At 40.7% G+C, this 15,258-nt stretch carries 14 protein-coding genes; 5 read left to right on the top strand and 9 right to left on the bottom strand.

The genetic code is table 11. The annotated features are described in order from the left end of the window. Positions 1-208 precede the first annotated feature (208 nt). Positions 209-1,246 carry an LLM class flavin-dependent oxidoreductase gene (locus AC1DO4_RS23155; protein WP_477419936.1) on the top strand — a complete coding sequence of 346 codons (1,038 nt, stop codon included), beginning with the start codon at positions 209-211 and terminating at the stop codon, positions 1,244-1,246. 16 nt (positions 1,247-1,262) lie between these two features. Here AC1DO4_RS23155 and AC1DO4_RS23150 read toward each other — a convergent pair whose 3' ends face one another. From AC1DO4_RS23150 to AC1DO4_RS23130, 5 genes are all read right to left on the bottom strand, one after another. After that, on the bottom strand, positions 1,263-2,465 hold the full coding sequence (locus AC1DO4_RS23150; RefSeq protein WP_477419935.1) for a hypothetical protein: 1,203 nt from the start codon (positions 2,463-2,465) through the stop codon (positions 1,263-1,265). After that, on the bottom strand, positions 2,462-2,824 hold the full coding sequence (locus AC1DO4_RS23145) for a hypothetical protein (protein WP_477419934.1): 363 nt from the start codon (positions 2,822-2,824) through the stop codon (positions 2,462-2,464). Before AC1DO4_RS23145 ends, AC1DO4_RS23150 begins: the two co-directional genes overlap by 4 nt. 10 nt (positions 2,825-2,834) lie before the next feature. Further along, positions 2,835-3,602: a CHAP domain-containing protein gene (locus AC1DO4_RS23140; protein WP_477419933.1), complete on the bottom strand. Its 768-nt coding sequence runs from the start codon at positions 3,600-3,602 to the stop codon at positions 2,835-2,837. Between the two features lie 45 nt (positions 3,603-3,647). After that, positions 3,648-4,871, bottom strand: a complete 1,224-nt coding sequence (locus AC1DO4_RS23135) for an Asp23/Gls24 family envelope stress response protein (protein WP_477419932.1) — start codon at positions 4,869-4,871, stop codon at positions 3,648-3,650. A gap of 316 nt (positions 4,872-5,187) precedes the next feature. After that, positions 5,188-5,331, bottom strand: coding sequence for a hypothetical protein (locus AC1DO4_RS23130; RefSeq protein WP_477419931.1), 144 nt, complete (start codon positions 5,329-5,331; stop codon positions 5,188-5,190). 116 nt (positions 5,332-5,447) lie between these two features. On the opposite strand from AC1DO4_RS23130, the gene AC1DO4_RS23125 reads away from it, so the two are divergent. The 3 genes from AC1DO4_RS23125 (at position 5,448) to AC1DO4_RS23115 (ending at position 10,015) form a co-directional block, all read left to right on the top strand. Next, positions 5,448-7,937: an AsmA family protein gene (locus AC1DO4_RS23125; RefSeq protein ID WP_477419930.1), complete on the top strand. Its 2,490-nt coding sequence runs from the start codon at positions 5,448-5,450 to the stop codon at positions 7,935-7,937. Between the two features lie 336 nt (positions 7,938-8,273). Beyond that, positions 8,274-9,134: a sigma-70 family RNA polymerase sigma factor gene (locus AC1DO4_RS23120; RefSeq protein ID WP_477419929.1), complete on the top strand. Its 861-nt coding sequence runs from the start codon at positions 8,274-8,276 to the stop codon at positions 9,132-9,134. A gap of 158 nt (positions 9,135-9,292) precedes the next feature. After that, positions 9,293-10,015 carry a hypothetical protein gene (locus AC1DO4_RS23115; RefSeq protein ID WP_477419928.1) on the top strand — a complete coding sequence of 241 codons (723 nt, stop codon included), beginning with the start codon at positions 9,293-9,295 and terminating at the stop codon, positions 10,013-10,015. A gap of 332 nt (positions 10,016-10,347) precedes the next feature. Here AC1DO4_RS23115 and AC1DO4_RS23110 read toward each other — a convergent pair whose 3' ends face one another. The 4 genes from AC1DO4_RS23110 to AC1DO4_RS23095 all read right to left on the bottom strand — a co-directional run bounded on the left by AC1DO4_RS23110 (position 10,348) and on the right by AC1DO4_RS23095 (position 13,973). After that, positions 10,348-10,539 carry a cold-shock protein gene (locus AC1DO4_RS23110; RefSeq protein WP_091145844.1) on the bottom strand — a complete coding sequence of 64 codons (192 nt, stop codon included), beginning with the start codon at positions 10,537-10,539 and terminating at the stop codon, positions 10,348-10,350. A gap of 146 nt (positions 10,540-10,685) precedes the next feature. Continuing rightward, complete coding sequence (locus AC1DO4_RS23105; protein WP_477419927.1) at positions 10,686-12,620, bottom strand: alpha-amylase family glycosyl hydrolase; 1,935 nt, start codon at positions 12,618-12,620, stop codon at positions 10,686-10,688. 242 nt (positions 12,621-12,862) lie between these two features. Then, entirely contained in the window at positions 12,863-13,231 is a 369-nt protein-coding gene (locus AC1DO4_RS23100; RefSeq protein WP_477405146.1) for a response regulator, read from the bottom strand. A 169-nt stretch (positions 13,232-13,400) separates the two neighbouring features. Next, positions 13,401-13,973, bottom strand: a complete 573-nt coding sequence (locus AC1DO4_RS23095; protein ID WP_477405144.1) for a thymidine kinase — start codon at positions 13,971-13,973, stop codon at positions 13,401-13,403. Positions 13,974-14,134: 161 nt separating this feature from the next. Between AC1DO4_RS23095 and AC1DO4_RS23090 the strand changes: the two genes are divergently transcribed. After that, entirely contained in the window at positions 14,135-15,160 is a 1,026-nt protein-coding gene (locus tag AC1DO4_RS23090) for a hypothetical protein (protein ID WP_477419926.1), read from the top strand. Positions 15,161-15,258: the final 98 nt, after the last annotated feature.

Raw genomic sequence — 15,258 nt, 5'->3', positions numbered from 1 at the left:
ATCAAGCGTAAAAGCCTAATGTAGAAACCCCTCCCTGCACCCTCCCGTTGGGAGGGAATCGCACGAGGCCAGCCTTTTTATAATCTTCCTAAGACCTACGGTGATAACACCCGACCATTACACTTAAGAAAGGACGGCCTCCTTCACCTCCCTGTAAATTTCGCCTCGCCCATCCAAAATAAATGTTTAAACTTCTTATTTTTACTTTATGGAATTAGGAATAAGCACATTTGGCGAGGTACATCCCGACGGCACTGCCGGTAAAGCCGTTAACGCTCATCTGCGGGTACAGGAATTATTGGCCGAGGTTAAACTGGCCGATGAGGTTGGCCTGGATGTTTTTGCCTTTGGCGAGCATCACCGGCCCGATTTTGTGATTTCGGCTCCCGAGGTATTTATGGCCGCGGCGGCTTCCATCACCAAAAATATCCGGTTGTCCAGCTCGGTAACTGTGTTAAGCTCGGCCGATCCGGTGCGTACTTTTCAAAATTTCGCCACTGTGGATCTGATCTCTGGTGGCCGGGCCGAAATGATAGCCGGTCGTGGTTCCTTTATCGAATCGTTCCCCCTTTTTGGTTTCGACCTTGATGATTACGATGCTCTTTTTACCGAAAAGCTGGAAATGTTCCTGCAGATCAACAAGCAGGAGATAGTGAACTGGCAGGGTAAATTCCGTGCACCGGTGGTTAACCAGGGTGTATATCCGCGCCCATTGCAGGAAGCCATCCCGGTTTGGATTGGTGTTGGCGGTACCCGCGCCTCGGCCCTGCGTGCCGGCAGGTTAAACCTGCCCATGATTATTGCCATATTAGGTAGCGCTCCTAAACATTTTGTTCCGTTTGTAGAAGCTTACCGCGAATCGGCAGCAAAGGCCGGGCACGATGTAAGTAAACTGCAGTTAGCCATATCCTCGCAGTTTTACGTAGCCGAAGGCGCCGAACAGGCTGCTGATGAGTTTTACCCCTCATACGCAGCCCTGATGACCCGCGTGGGCCGGGAACGCGGCTGGTCGCCCATGACCAGGGATTCGTTTGAATACCTGCGCAAGGATGGGCCCCTGGTTGTAGGCGATGTACAAATGGCTGTAGATAAAATTATGCAGCAATATGAGTTGTTTGGCAATACCCGCTTTGTGGCACAACTGGTAACCGGCCATACCCCGCACAAAAAAATCCTGAAAGCGATTGAGATCTATGGCACCAAAGTGGCGCCCATAGTACGCAAGGAAACAGGCACCACCTCATGATTCCAGGTCCTGTTTTCTATTTCAGGCCTGGAATCTCTTTACTAAAAATGCTATAATTTAGACCCAATATGGAGAAAAAGCCCGACCTGTTAATAAATGGCGAATCGAAATCCCGGCCAAAGCTTAGGTTTAAGCTTATCCCCTGGCTCACCTTAAAAGAGCCTTGTACAGCAAGCCGATAAGTAAAGTTTTTTTCGATGCGTGTGATGGGTTGATTGTTGCTATTAATATCGGGAATTTCTGCCGATTGATGCCGCAGCATAGCCTCTGCCGAAATATTAAAATCGGCGGCTTTTTTCAGGAAGCCAAAGCCCGCGTCAAAGTTGGTGGTAAGGGTATCCCTGTTTTTGAACATGTACCTTGTGGTAAAAGTAATATAGTCATCGGGCGATAGCGTGTATGAAACATTAGTCCAAAAGCCAATTTTTTCGAGGCTGTTATTTTTTGAGGTATTGAAGCCGCTTGCCGCCGCCATTTCCACAATAAAACCTTTACGCTGATAAAGCATATCGGATATTTTTTTTGCAAGCCCCTTATAAGCTTCGGCGCGTGCGTTTACAACGTCATCTAAAAATGATTTAATACCCGCAGGGTCATCTGTATAATCATCCTGGAGCCTTATCGCATCATTCTTTGTTTCGGTCACTATTTTAGGATCAATTCCGGCTGTGGTAAGCATATTATCAATACTGGCTATGGCTTTTTGCCTGGTATCAATTGCGCCGGCACCAACCGAAGCCCGGATTCCGCTAATAATAGCAATAACTGTGGTTTTGGTTTTCAGTTGTGCACTCAATTTGCCCAGGTCACCGGCCGGCTCGCCATTATACAATTTAAAGCGGAGCCCAGCCCCAAGCTTGTTATTCCCCGAGGCAGAATCTTTTACAGTGGCGGCCGACAGGCTTAAGCTTCGTAAAATTGTTTGACCCAAATTAGGGTTAAGATAATTTTGCCGGCTTAATTTAGGATGACTCGCTAACCAATACGGCGCTACTTCAAGCCCCAGGTTCATCAACAGTTTGCCATCCTTATCAAAGGCATTAAGAATATCTGATGACAGGGATTTGGCAGTTGTAGGCCGCATAACCGCAGATGGCTCAAAATTAAGGATGCTAAAAGCAGGACTTGCCGGTACTGTTAACTTAGCTTCATCCTGTGCAAACAGCAACTGCGGCGCCATAATTATTATCAATACAACTACGTAAATCCAACGTTTCATGAATTTGTAATTTTGAGCGTATAAACTATCGTATCCAGGTCACTATCTACCTGTTCGCTATAAGGGCCATAGGTTACCAATCCATCTCCTTCATGTACGAAAACTGTCATGCTTGTCCAGTTGGTTTCCGTTAATGTATCAACAATGGTTACAGATACTACAGTTGTTTTACCGCTAACATCTGCCTTTTTACCTATGTTGGCCGGCGCATTAGCGCCAATAAAGCGGGGGCCCAGGAAAACCGAGTAAGATCCATCTTCGTCAGCCGCATCTCCTATTTGTACCTCAACAATAATATCGTTATCATTTGTTCGCGGCGTGTAGCTCACTGTTTCTAAATCAACATGTTTTACTGCCATATACTGATGTTTAATAATTTAAAAAGCCTTTGGTAATATCGGATATTTTTCTCCTGGTTAACCTGAAAACTCCATAACCTTCGCGGCTTTGCCCGGTATTGGTATTACCTTCAATAGTTGTTAAATTTCCACCGTTTACACTTTCAACAATGCCGGTATGCCCAAGATTACCTCCATGGTCAATAATAAAAATACTGCCCGGTTTTATCTTAGATGGGTCATTAATGGCATCAGCTTTTGTAATCTTTGTACACTTTGCCCGGGCCCAATGGTCTAATACCCCGGCGGTTTTAACTACAGGATTAGGGATTCCCAATTTTTTCGCAGTTTCGTTAAAACTCCAGTAAACAAAAGCCGCGCACCAGCTGTAATGCTGCCCTTCCGGGTCTAATCCTGTTGTGCGTAAATATACGTCAACTTCGGGTCCCCGGTTACTGCCCAGCGGCTGTTCTACTACATTAATTTGCGAGATAGCAACTAAAAGGGCATCCGCAAGCAAAGGTGATGGAGCCTGGTTGTCATTAGCAGCAGCAATAGTTTCTGCTCCAAATAATGCAGACCAGGTCATGGCACCTATCTGGCCATCTGCCACAAGCGAGGCGCCCATATTGTCGGTATGCCGGGTTTGAAATAATTTTACAGCGCTGACTGTGTTATTGCCAAAGTCGCCATCAACATCCAATGGACCGCAGTTTTTTTCGTTCAGTTTACTTTGAATTGCTATTACAACATCTGTGTCGCTTTCGCCTTTTTTAATAACTCTGTTTGGGTAATTCATATCGATATAGGTTTAATTTGTTAATTGCTGGTAGCTGTTAAGTATTTATGAAGCATCCTCGTCAGATGCAGCTTCACCGCCACCTTTAGCGGCCTCCTTGGTGTCTGTATTTTTTGTGTCGGTAGTTTTTTGCTTAGCTGGTTCAGTCTTGTTTGAAGAGGCGCTTTCTGAAACAACCTTACCACCACCTCCATCATCATTTGTAGGCACGGGTGCGTCTTTTTGCTCTTTCTGCGCCTCGGTTGTTTTTAAGCCGGCATATGCACCAGAGCTTATGCCAAGCAGTATCAGTACATTACTATCAAAATCGGGCATTAAATGGTTTGATAATGCCTTTTGCAAAAACAGCATTCCAAAAAAAACATTAAAAGCCACGTTTTGAAGACGCTGAATGTTTATACTGCTGCCATCAGATAAAATATCCATGAACCAGCCCTCGCTTTTAGCATTTTTATCAATTACAACATTGCCTTTATCCTTGTTCTCAATTATTTTTGAAACAGCTGTTGTAGATACACTTATGCCTAAAATTGCCAGTATAGAAAGCGGCAGATCGGGTAAAACATCGGTTTTAAAGCATATATACAGGTACGCTGTAATTACAAGCACTGTCCAATAAAATAATTGTGTGCGGCCCAGGCTATAGTAAAGGTTCTGATCATCCTTTAAAATATTTTGAAATAACGCTACCAGAAATATTACTGCTAATATAAAAGCAGCTGCAAACATCCACCATTTATTAAGCTTTTGTCTTACCTCTACATATATGGGTGCGTTTGCTTTTGCTATTATCTTTGTTAAGCTGCCAACACTAAAATAAACGGGAACTATCGCCTTTTCAAAAGGGCTGCTTTTTAAAAATCTCAAAAGCGAATCCTGCATGTTGGGCGATAATTGAAAATAAAGCATCTTTTCATTATTATCAGATTTACTGAATTTTAAAACAGGCATTGGCATGCCATTAACATACAAGTTACCCAATGAGTCAATCGGCTTTAAGGTGTAAACCCTAATAGCAATTACCTCATTTATTTTTGCAGAATCTTTTTGAGTCCGCAGATTTTTTATACTAATGATGGAATCTTTTAAAACTACGGGTTTGGGTGGTTCGGCTACAACCGGTTTGGCTGGATTTAGCGGTGGTGTTTGGGCTAAAGCAATTATTGATAAAAACTGCAAACAAAAAACAGTAAGAATTACGGATAACGATCTGCCTGAAATAAAATGGGTACAGGGACGTAATTTAGTTGGTTTAACTGCTGGGGTCATTGTGTTAAGATTTAGGATTAGGTTGCTTACTCTAAATTCCGTTTTGGGCTTCCCGGAGGCTATTTTATAGGGAATAGCCAAACTTATACTAAATAAAAATTCAGATCACCTTAAAACTGATTTAAGGCAGTATTAATAAAAAATCGTATTTTTAAAAGCGTAAAGAACCTTACTAATCAGGTATAAATTGATTCATTAAATATAGTTCTTATTTTATTAAAGAAACAAAATTTATTCATCTAAGTTATCATTAACATATTAACGATCAACCCAATACAAAAAAATATTTTTTTTCTAATTTGTTTTGCGATTGAAATTACCCCAACACCCTACCGCCATCAATAACCAGGCTCTGGCCTGCACCGCATTGCAGTTTCATGAGATATAAAAACCCTAAAGCAATATCCTTAACATCGCCTACCCGTTTAAGCCGCAAACTACCTCGCTGATTTTTGTACATACTATTGCACTGCTCTTCTGTAAGGGTATTCCAATGGTCGGCTTTTCAGTGTTTATATCTGTATAAATCAAACAATTAAACACATCAAACCTTATTATAAGATAATAAAGGTACAAATGCCCAAGTGGACAAAAACAACATTAAAAATATTAGGAGCTTTAACAGGCATTGTAATAATTGCCTTTGCAGGCATTTTTATGTACATTATTTTCAACAAGGAAAAGGTGCTCAAAATGATCACCACCGAACTGAACAAAAACCTGGACGGTACACTCACCATCGGCAAGCTTGATCCAACATTTTTTAAAGGCTTTCCGGGTGTTTCTGTAAATCTTAAGGACGTGGTTATTAAAGATCGGCAATGGCCTGCACATCATCATACTTTATTGGATGCAAAAAACGTTGATGTGTCTGTAAATGCAACGGCATTATTGAAAGGGAACGTGGAGATAAATAAGATAGACATCGGCCAGGCAAATATCGACCTGTTTACCGATAGCACAGGTTATAGTAATACAGCTGTTTTTAAAGGCAAACCAAAAGATAAAAATGCTCTCAAAGATACCAGCAGTTCATCAACCCAAATAAAACGCTTTCACCTTAGCAAGGTTAATTTTGTAGTTGATGACCGCAAAGCTTTTAAGCTGTTCAGGTTTGAAGTGATGGATTTAAACGGTCAGATGCGGTACCCACCAACCGGCTGGCACGCCGATATAAGGCTGAAAACGCTGGCTAAAAACTTTTCGTTCAACACCAAAAAGGGCAGCTTTATGAAAGATAAACTGCTTGATGGTACATTTGATATTACTTATAATGAACCAGCTAAACTTATTACGGTAGCCCCCAATGTTTTAAACATTGGCTACGATGCGTTTACCATTGGAGGCAAATTTAACCTGGCCAAACCCAATGTAGCATTTGTATTGAATATTGTTAATGATAAAATCCTGTGGACAAACGCAGCCCGCCTGTTAGCACCCAACATTACAAAAAGCCTTAGCAAGTTCAATATCGACAACCCCATCGCGGTTACCTGTGATATTGCCGGCTTTTTTAGGGCCGGAGGCGACCCATCTATTTTTGTTACTGCCAAAGTAAAAGATAATGTGGTGACCATGCCCGGCCTGAAAGTTGAAGACTGCAGCTTTAATGGGGTGTTCTCCAATAATTATATCAACGGCAAGGGCCTTAATGACGACAACTCAGTTATAAAATTGTACCATTTTAATGGTACTTATCAAAAAATACCATTCATTATTGATACGGCCTTTATCAATAATTTAAACACCCCGGTAGCTACCGGCATATTCAAATCGCATTTTGATATATCGCAGCTTAACCATGCTGTTGGCGATGATGACCTGAAATTTACCAAGGGTTATGCCGACGTGAAACTGGCCTATAAAGCCAACCTTGTTGATTACCAGTTCAGCAAGCCAAAACTGGCCGGCACCATCAACATTAAAAATGCCAATGTAAGCTATGTGCCGCGTAACCTTAATTTTAAAAACACGGCTATCACCATAAAATTTTCGGGAGACGACCTGTTACTCAACAACATTCGCTTACAAACCGGTAACAGTATCGTGTTTATGGAAGGCAGGGTAAACAATTTTCTTAACCTGTATTATACCGCTCCCGAAAAAATTCTGCTTACCTGGCAGGTTCGTAGTCCGCAATTAAACCTGGCAGAGTTTTTGGGATTTTTAAATCGCCGCCAACCCGCCGTGCAAATTAAATCGCCTGGCAAAAGAACCAATGTCAACAGCGCCCTGAGTACTGCTTTTGAAAAAGGGACGGCCGAGATTCACCTGAGGGTTGATAAAGTATATTACAAAAACTTTTTAGCTACAGATGCCACTGCCAATTTTTTAATGGCCGATAACATCATCAGGGTTAATAATGTAAGCGTGAAAAACGCCGGAGGTTCATTAAAATTAAATGGCAACCTGGTACAAAAAGGTAATGTAAATAACTTCACCATCAATACTAAGATTGACAATGTAAACACCAGTAATTTCTTTTACTCGTTCAATAATTTTGGCATGAAAAATTTTACGTCGAAAAACCTAACGGGTTTTCTATCGGCCCAGGCACACCTAACCGGCGGGATAAACAGCCGGGGAGATATAGTTCCCAGATCATTGAAAGGAGTGGTTACCGTTAACCTTAAAAAAGGGGCGCTGCTTAACTTTAGCCCCATTACCAGCGTAGGGAAGTTCGCGTTCCCTTTCCGCGATCTTAAAAACATCAGGTTTGCCAACATGGATATGAAGTTTGATATTGATGGAGATAAGATCAACATAAGCCCTATGCAAATCAATTCAAGCGCTATTAATATGGATGTTGCGGGGGTTTACTCATTATCAAAGGGAACCAGCATTGCTATGGATATCCCTTTGCGCAACCCAAAAAACGATAGTGCTATTGTTGATGTAACCAAACGCAATAAAAAACGCATGAAGGGTATAGTATTGCATATACTGGCCGCTGATGGCGACGATGGAAAAATAAAAATAAAATGGAACAAAAACAGAGATAAAAAAGATGATAAAGACAAAAAAGATAGGGACGAGAATGCACCCGACGAAAAAGGAACAGAATAGTTACAATAAATGCCTTTATATGCCTCATTTTAAGTACCAAATACTTGCATTTTTGACATAATAATAGCAATTGAATGCGTATCTTTGTGAATCCATTTAAGAGATATCACATTTGATTACACTTTTACCGGTCGCTGCACTTTATTTCAATATTTTAGATACCGCGCATCCTAATGCTATAATGTCAAAAGCCAACCCTCGTTTTGTAAATATTCCGGGTTTAGAAAAATTCATAGGAGCACCGTTTAATTCATGATATTTTTATACTGCAGGTTAACCAACCGTGTAAAATCTTATTGGACTTATAATTAGCTGAAAAAAAATCTATTCAAAAAAATGAGACAACTCAAAATATCCCAATCCATTACCAATCGTGAATCTCAATCGCTTGAAAAATACCTTCACGAGATAGGTAAAGTAGATTTAATAACCGCGCAGGAAGAAGTGATCCTGGCGCAGAAGATTCGTGAGGGCGACCAGGCTGCATTAGAAAGGTTGACAAAAACCAACCTGCGTTTTGTGGTATCGGTAGCAAAGCAATACCAAAACCAGGGCCTTACATTAGGCGACCTGATAAACGAAGGAAACTTAGGCTTAATTAAAGCGGCAAAACGTTTTGATGAAACAAAAGGCTTTAAATTTATTTCATATGCAGTATGGTGGATCCGTCAATCCATATTATCTGCCGTTGCCGAACAATCACGTATTGTACGTTTACCTTTGAACCAGATAGGTTCATTGAGTAAAATACACAAAGCTGCATCTAAATTAGAGCAGGAATTTGAAAGACAACCAACGCCGGAAGAACTGGCCGAAGACCTGGAAATATCTGTTGACAAAATTGCTGATTCATTAAGCAATGCCGGTCGCCAGGTATCAATGGACGCGCCATTTATACAAGGTGAAGAAAATACTTTGCTTGACGTTTTGCAAAGCACTGATGCAGCAACTGATACCGAACTGATGATGGATTCATTATCGCAGGAAATTAAACGCTCATTAGGCATCCTTGCCGAACGTGACCGCGAGGTTATTATCCTGTTTTTTGGTTTAGGTGGTTATGCCGCCCATTCTTTAGAAGAAATTGGCGAGAAATTTAACCTTACCCGCGAACGTGTACGCCAGTTAAAAGATAAAGCGTTGATGCGTTTACGTCACAACTCAAAATCAAATCTTTTACAGTCATACTTGAACTAAGAGATTAGCTGGATGTAACTACATCCAAACATATATTTGAAACGCGAATGGTAAAAATCATCCGCGTTTTTTTTTGTGTTGGATAAATATTATTATACCTATTTTTAAAGAATATCCATCTAATAAAACCAGTTTCTTTACCATTGATCTACAATTTTATGATTAGTATTTCTTCCGAACTTACCGACTATTGTTTACAGAAATTATCTTTCGATCAAACAACTAATGAAGAAAATTACTCCTGTTTACCTTTGTGTGTAATTGATTCAATATTTTCAATCGGGGTTAGATATGAAGGAGTTAGAAATGTGATTAAGAGAGTCTCATCAACTTTTCATATCCCTACATTCTTGGAAAATAAAACAATATTAAGTCAACGGGAAGAGTTTAGCACTTCTGATTTCTTAGAAAGAATAGAAAATAAAACTGCTGAAGATCTGACAAATACCATATTTAATAAACAACGTACATCATCAAAAAATGGTATTCTAAAAGTTGATGCTGTTTTGCAATTCTTGAAAGTGCTAAAAAATTATAACGTTGAGTTGCTCAAAGATGTAAATGAGATAGCTGATCGGAAAAGTTTCGAAACTTCAATTAAAAATATTACCGGGCAATCAAGTGGGATTTCGTTAAAGTATTTTTACATGCTAACAGGTAATGAAGATTTAATAAAACCTGATCGGATGATTCTCCGGTTTCTTAAAAACGCTACAGGCAAAGAAGTAAATCAAGATGAAGCACAGAAATTATTATTTGATACCGCTTTGGAAATAAGTAAAAAATTGAGCCGCAAAATTACTGCATCTCAGTTAGACAATATAATTTGGCAATATCAGCGTTATCTAAAATTAGACAATCTAACTACTTGCCTTCCCTGACATTTTGTAACTATTCATTACCATAAATCAATTAAAAATTCTGAATTCTTTAATTTTGAGATTCCGGTTCGGACAAATTTGCGTTAGGGACAATAATGGATACCGGCCTCGCGCCTAATGCCTTGTGCGCGTATGAATGGATGGCCCGGCCGCAGGCAACGCCCTTAGTATTGCCCATTTTCTACTTACTAAGCGGACTCGCATCGTTCGCGGTTGCCGCGCTGCGCTCACAATGACATAATTATAAGCATTCAAAAAAATATACCCACAAAAAAAAGCATCTGCCCATTGTGGAGCAGATGCTTGTACGATTCTTTATATAATAGTTAGTTTTAACCTACTTTTACATTTACCGCATTTAAGCCTTTTTTACCTTGTTCTACATCGTAGGTAACACTGTCGTTTTCACGGATTGTGTCGATAAGGCCTGAGGCGTGTACAAAAACTTCGGCACCACCATTTGTAGGTGTAATAAATCCGAAACCTTTGCTTTCATTGAAAAATTTTACTGTTCCTTGCATTATATTTTTATTTAATTAAGCAAATGTACGGTTAATAAACCAACAATCTATTATAAATAAGGCGATTAAGTTATTTTATTAAAAAGCCCGTCAATAATAAAGGCTCCGGAATACGCCCGAAGCCTTTATTATTAGCATGTTACCCTCGGTTAATGAGCCAAAGCAGTGCTGCTGTACACATGATATTCGCCAGGTGCAAGCGTTATTGAATAGCTTGGCGAGGCAACATTTATACTTGCACCGGTTAAAGCATCGGTATAAGTACCTGTAGCCGGGAAGGTGATATTTACTGTTTGCGATGCTACATCAAAATTACCCACCACTTCAACATTGGCACCGGCATCCTTTAGCTGAATTGTTTTAACAGCACCCGAAAGATTGTAAACATAATCTGTAGTTGCAAACACCGCGTTCTTTTTCCGCAGGTTTATCAATTGTGAATATATGCTGTACAAATGCCTCCGCAACGGATCAGCATTGTAATTCCACAGTATAGGTTTATTACCCGTGCGGCCGTTAAGGTCAATAGTTTTATCATAGCCAAGCTCGCCAAACTGCCATATCATTTTAGGGCCAGGTACTGATAACAGGAATGCGGCAGCCATTTCTTCGCGCTTTAAGCCGGTTGGTATTTCTTTTACACTATAACTGCCGGCTGCGTTGCCGTAGGCTTCATTTTTAAACATCAGGCGCTCCTCGTCGTGGCTTTCAAAATAGCCTACCAGCTGGTAAGGCAGGGTAAATGTATGCTGATCATAAAATATTCCCTGGAAATTTGAATTAGTTAACCAGCCCATAGTGGCTTCATTGGCATTATAATTTAAATTGTTCCACAACATCATCCCTTCCCCAGCCAGCTCCTTCTCTTCCTGGTTGGCGGCAAAGTGCTCCAGTATCACATAAAAGTTATTATTGTCGATGCTTTTAATGTAGTTATTGTACTCTTTCCAGATAGCCACCCGGCTGGCATCATACTGCCCCCAGGCACCAACAGCGGCATCGCTGGTGCCGTAATTAACCTGTGTAAAGCCTTTGGAAAGGTCGAAACGGAAGCCATCTATTTTATACTCCTGCATCCAGAACTTTATTACATTTTTTACAAAATATTTGGTGGGCGCACTCTCATGGTTAAACTGGTACCCTACGTTATAAGGATGCGTGGGATCAACATTATACCATGGGTTATTGGCAGCAGGTTTGCCGGCAGCTGTATTGAAATACATTTGTACCATTGGCGATTGCCCAAATGAATGATTAAGCACCATATCCTGGATAACCGCGATGCCTCGTGAATGGCACTCATCAATAAATGCCTTTAATGCATTCTTAGTACCGTAGTATTTATCGGGCGCAAAGTAAAACGATGGATTATATCCCCATGAAAGGTTACCTTCAAACTCGTTGATGGGCATCAGCTCAATGGCATTTACACCAAGGTTTGCCAGGTAGTTTAGGGTATCCTTTAAGGTTTGGTAATTGTGTTTATCGATAAAATCGCGCACAAGGAGTTCATAAATAACAAGTTTCTTTTTTTCGGGACGGGCGAAGGTTGTATTTTTCCAACTATAGGCTGGCTGGTTGGCCTGCAGCACGCTTACATTGCCGGTTGTTTTCCCGGTTGGATAAGCTTTTAAGCCCGGATAGGTATCGGCGGTTAAATATTTATCGTTATCCGGGTCGAGCACCTTTTCGGTATATGGATCGGCCACTTTAAGGCTGCCGTCAATTAAATACTGGTAAGCATATTCTGTATTGGCATCCAGGTTATCAACCTGTATCCACCAGCGCTTGCCATCCGGGGTATGGTTCATGGCATATTTGGCACTTGCCGCCCAATTGTTAAAATCGCCAATTACGCTTACTGATGTTTTTGATGGAGCATATAAATTAAAAATAACTGATTTACCGGAATTTATATAGGTAACTCCATCTACAGCCCCCGCCGGCAATGCCTTTCCACCGCTCACCACCGTATCACCGGGAACGTTCCCGGAACCTCCAGTAGAAGGAGATGTTTTTTTGCATGCAGTAAAACTGATCAGCAGCAAGCCAACCAGCAAAAAGTAAAAATTTTTGATTATCATATATGATGTGTTTATAAAATTGGTTCTATAAAAGTAGTCTGAATTTTTTATTTAAGTACAGAAATACTCAAAATAAAATTCCCAGGATGTTAGCACCTAAGCAGCGCCCTGCAGTTGAGCTATACCAACAAAAGCTTTAACGATGCAAATAACATTCAATATTGTTTTTGGGGTTAAGCTATAAATAAAATGGCCTCCTGATTATAGCGGGAGGCCATTTTTTAGTTATATTGATATTTATATCATTTAACATATTTTTTTACAACGTTTACCAGTTCTGTAAGATCGAACGGCTTCTTCAGGTATCCATCGGCATTACCTTCTTTTGTAATCTCTTCAATATTATTTACTGCCGATACAATAATCACCGGAATACCATTGGTAGCGGGATTACTTTTAAGTTCTTTACTCAGTTGTTGCCCGCTGGCATCACTTTTCCAGTCGGTAAGCCAATTATCCAGCAGGATCAGGTCGGGATCTATCTCGGTCAGTCTTTTCAGGATGCGGGCATTATCAGAAGCTATAACTTCGTAATCTTCTTCTTCCAGAACATACACAATGGTATCCCGAATATCCTTATCATCTTCGATCACTAAAATTTTCTTCGCCATAGCGTGCTCATAGTTAGGACCGAATATAAGCAATTTAATTAAAAATTATAAAATTTACCTATAATTCATAACCTAATTTCTATATCCGCTCAAAAGAATAACACACAAGGGATCACCTTTTGTTTTACCTGATTCATTTAATGAAGAAAAAAATTACGGAAATTAAAAATTAGCTGTTATAGCAAACACGGCACCGGGGTTCGTAACTTTCTTTTTCGCCCAATAATATTTTACTTTCATCGGGCACCAGGCGGTACGAGTATAAAGCCGGATTACCGCATTGAACGCATACGGCATGTAATTTGGTAACAGACTCGGCAATGGCCATTATCGCCGGCATAGGACCAAAAGGACGACCTTTAAAATCCATATCAAGCCCTGCCACAATAACACGGATACCCCTATTGGCCAGTATAGTACAAACATCGGGCAGTTGGTCGTCAAAAAACTGGGCCTCATCAATACCAATTACATGGGCATCATTGGCCAGCAGCAATATAGCCGAAGCGCTATCCACCGGGGTTGAAGAAAATTTGCTGGCGTTGTGCGAAATAATCGCTCCTTCGCCATAGCGGGTATCTGCTTTCGGGCTGAAGATCTCTACCTTTAACCTGGCAATACGGGCGCGATTAAGCCTCCTGATCAGTTCCTCGGTTTTACCCGAAAACATCGATCCGCAAATCAGTTCAATACTGCCGCCAAATTCACTCTTCCGCCTAAAAACATCCTCGTGGTATACCATTATATCAATAAACTCTAAAAATCAAATTATTAAACACTATATCCCGAATGCAAAATCGATGCTAATTCCCTGCCTGCATTTACGATAGGTAACTTATAACAAAACGTCAAATATCAGAATTTTATCCTATTTTTGATAAGCATTTTTCTAACATTGAAGCCATGAAGCAAATGGATGTATTTAAAAAGATCGGTGGCATTTTACAAGAGCTTAATGACCAATATGATTACCTTAAAGCCGACAGTAGCGACCTGAATGAACTTGAACTGGAGCTTTTTGTAGCCAACGCACATTTTTTAAAAGACCATGCCGAAATATTGCGTAAAATTCATGAACGCAATACACCGCCTGCCGAAAAACAGGAAGTTGTTGTAAAACCTGAACCTGTTATTGAAAAACCTCAACCGGCAACTACTCCCATATCCAAACAGGAACCCATACACGAACGCAGGTTTTTTGAGCCTGTTGTACAGCAGAAGCCTGTTGTTGAAGCTAAACTTGAGCTAAGCAATGAAGCTGAGTTACCTGTTCAACCGCCTTATAACCCTGTAAAACCCGAAATAGCCAACCTTATAACGGTTAAGGATGAGCCTGAGCCTGTAATTGATACTGAGTTAGAGAGCACAGCTGATTCATATACATTTGAACAGCGAGAACCCGAAAGCATTAGCGCCGAATTGGTAACAGCGGAAGTAAGCATCCCCCAGGAGGAAGCAAAGGTGGCCGAACCTGCGACAATAGTTGAACAGCAGGTGCAAGTGGCAACAGAGGAACCAATGGTTGAAAAAACAGAACCAGTAGCCCAGTCAGAACTATTTAAACCGATGATTGCGAAACCAGAAATTGCGAAAGCCGAAAGCGATCAGATACTTACCTTTAATCAAAAAATGTCGGCACAAAAAGCCGAGAGGGAAAATGGCTTGTCGGCACAGGTAAACGCCTTGCCTGTTACCGATCTTAAATCGGCCATTAACCTGAATGATAAGCTGCTTTATATTAAAGATCTTTTTAACGGCTACAGCCTTGCCTATAGCGAAGCTATTGAAATAGTGAACCGTTTTAACTCCTTTGAAGAAGCCGAACGCTTTTTAAAAACCAACTATGTTGCCAAAAACAACTGGGATGGCAAAGCCTCAACCGCCGAAAAGTTTTACGCTCTTTTAAGGAGACGATATCCTACGGTTTAGTCATTAGTCAACTAACTTCCTTAAAACGTCATTGCGAGGCACGAAGCAATCCCCTAAGTACAGAGCGGCTCTGTATAGTTGGGGATTGCTTCGTGCCT

It is taken from the genome of Mucilaginibacter sp. P5_A6, from assembly GCF_056400585.1.
Note: the sequence above shows the minus strand (reverse complement) of the source record. Positions and strands in the feature narration are given on the sequence as shown.

Coding starts and splice junctions, on each gene's coding strand:
- AC1DO4_RS23155 (WP_477419936.1), top strand. CDS start 209: ATGGAATTAGGAATAAGCACATTTGGCGAGGTACATCCCGACGGCACT.
- AC1DO4_RS23150 (WP_477419935.1), bottom strand. CDS start 2,465: ATGAAACGTTGGATTTACGTAGTTGTATTGATAATAATTATGGCGCCG.
- AC1DO4_RS23145 (WP_477419934.1), bottom strand. CDS start 2,824: ATGGCAGTAAAACATGTTGATTTAGAAACAGTGAGCTACACGCCGCGA.
- AC1DO4_RS23140 (WP_477419933.1), bottom strand. CDS start 3,602: ATGAATTACCCAAACAGAGTTATTAAAAAAGGCGAAAGCGACACAGAT.
- AC1DO4_RS23135 (WP_477419932.1), bottom strand. CDS start 4,871: ATGACCCCAGCAGTTAAACCAACTAAATTACGTCCCTGTACCCATTTT.
- AC1DO4_RS23130 (WP_477419931.1), bottom strand. CDS start 5,331: ATGTACAAAAATCAGCGAGGTAGTTTGCGGCTTAAACGGGTAGGCGAT.
- AC1DO4_RS23125 (WP_477419930.1), top strand. CDS start 5,448: ATGCCCAAGTGGACAAAAACAACATTAAAAATATTAGGAGCTTTAACA.
- AC1DO4_RS23120 (WP_477419929.1), top strand. CDS start 8,274: ATGAGACAACTCAAAATATCCCAATCCATTACCAATCGTGAATCTCAA.
- AC1DO4_RS23115 (WP_477419928.1), top strand. CDS start 9,293: ATGATTAGTATTTCTTCCGAACTTACCGACTATTGTTTACAGAAATTA.
- AC1DO4_RS23105 (WP_477419927.1), bottom strand. CDS start 12,620: ATGATAATCAAAAATTTTTACTTTTTGCTGGTTGGCTTGCTGCTGATC.
- AC1DO4_RS23100 (WP_477405146.1), bottom strand. CDS start 13,231: ATGGCGAAGAAAATTTTAGTGATCGAAGATGATAAGGATATTCGGGAT.
- AC1DO4_RS23095 (WP_477405144.1), bottom strand. CDS start 13,973: ATGGTATACCACGAGGATGTTTTTAGGCGGAAGAGTGAATTTGGCGGC.
- AC1DO4_RS23090 (WP_477419926.1), top strand. CDS start 14,135: ATGAAGCAAATGGATGTATTTAAAAAGATCGGTGGCATTTTACAAGAG.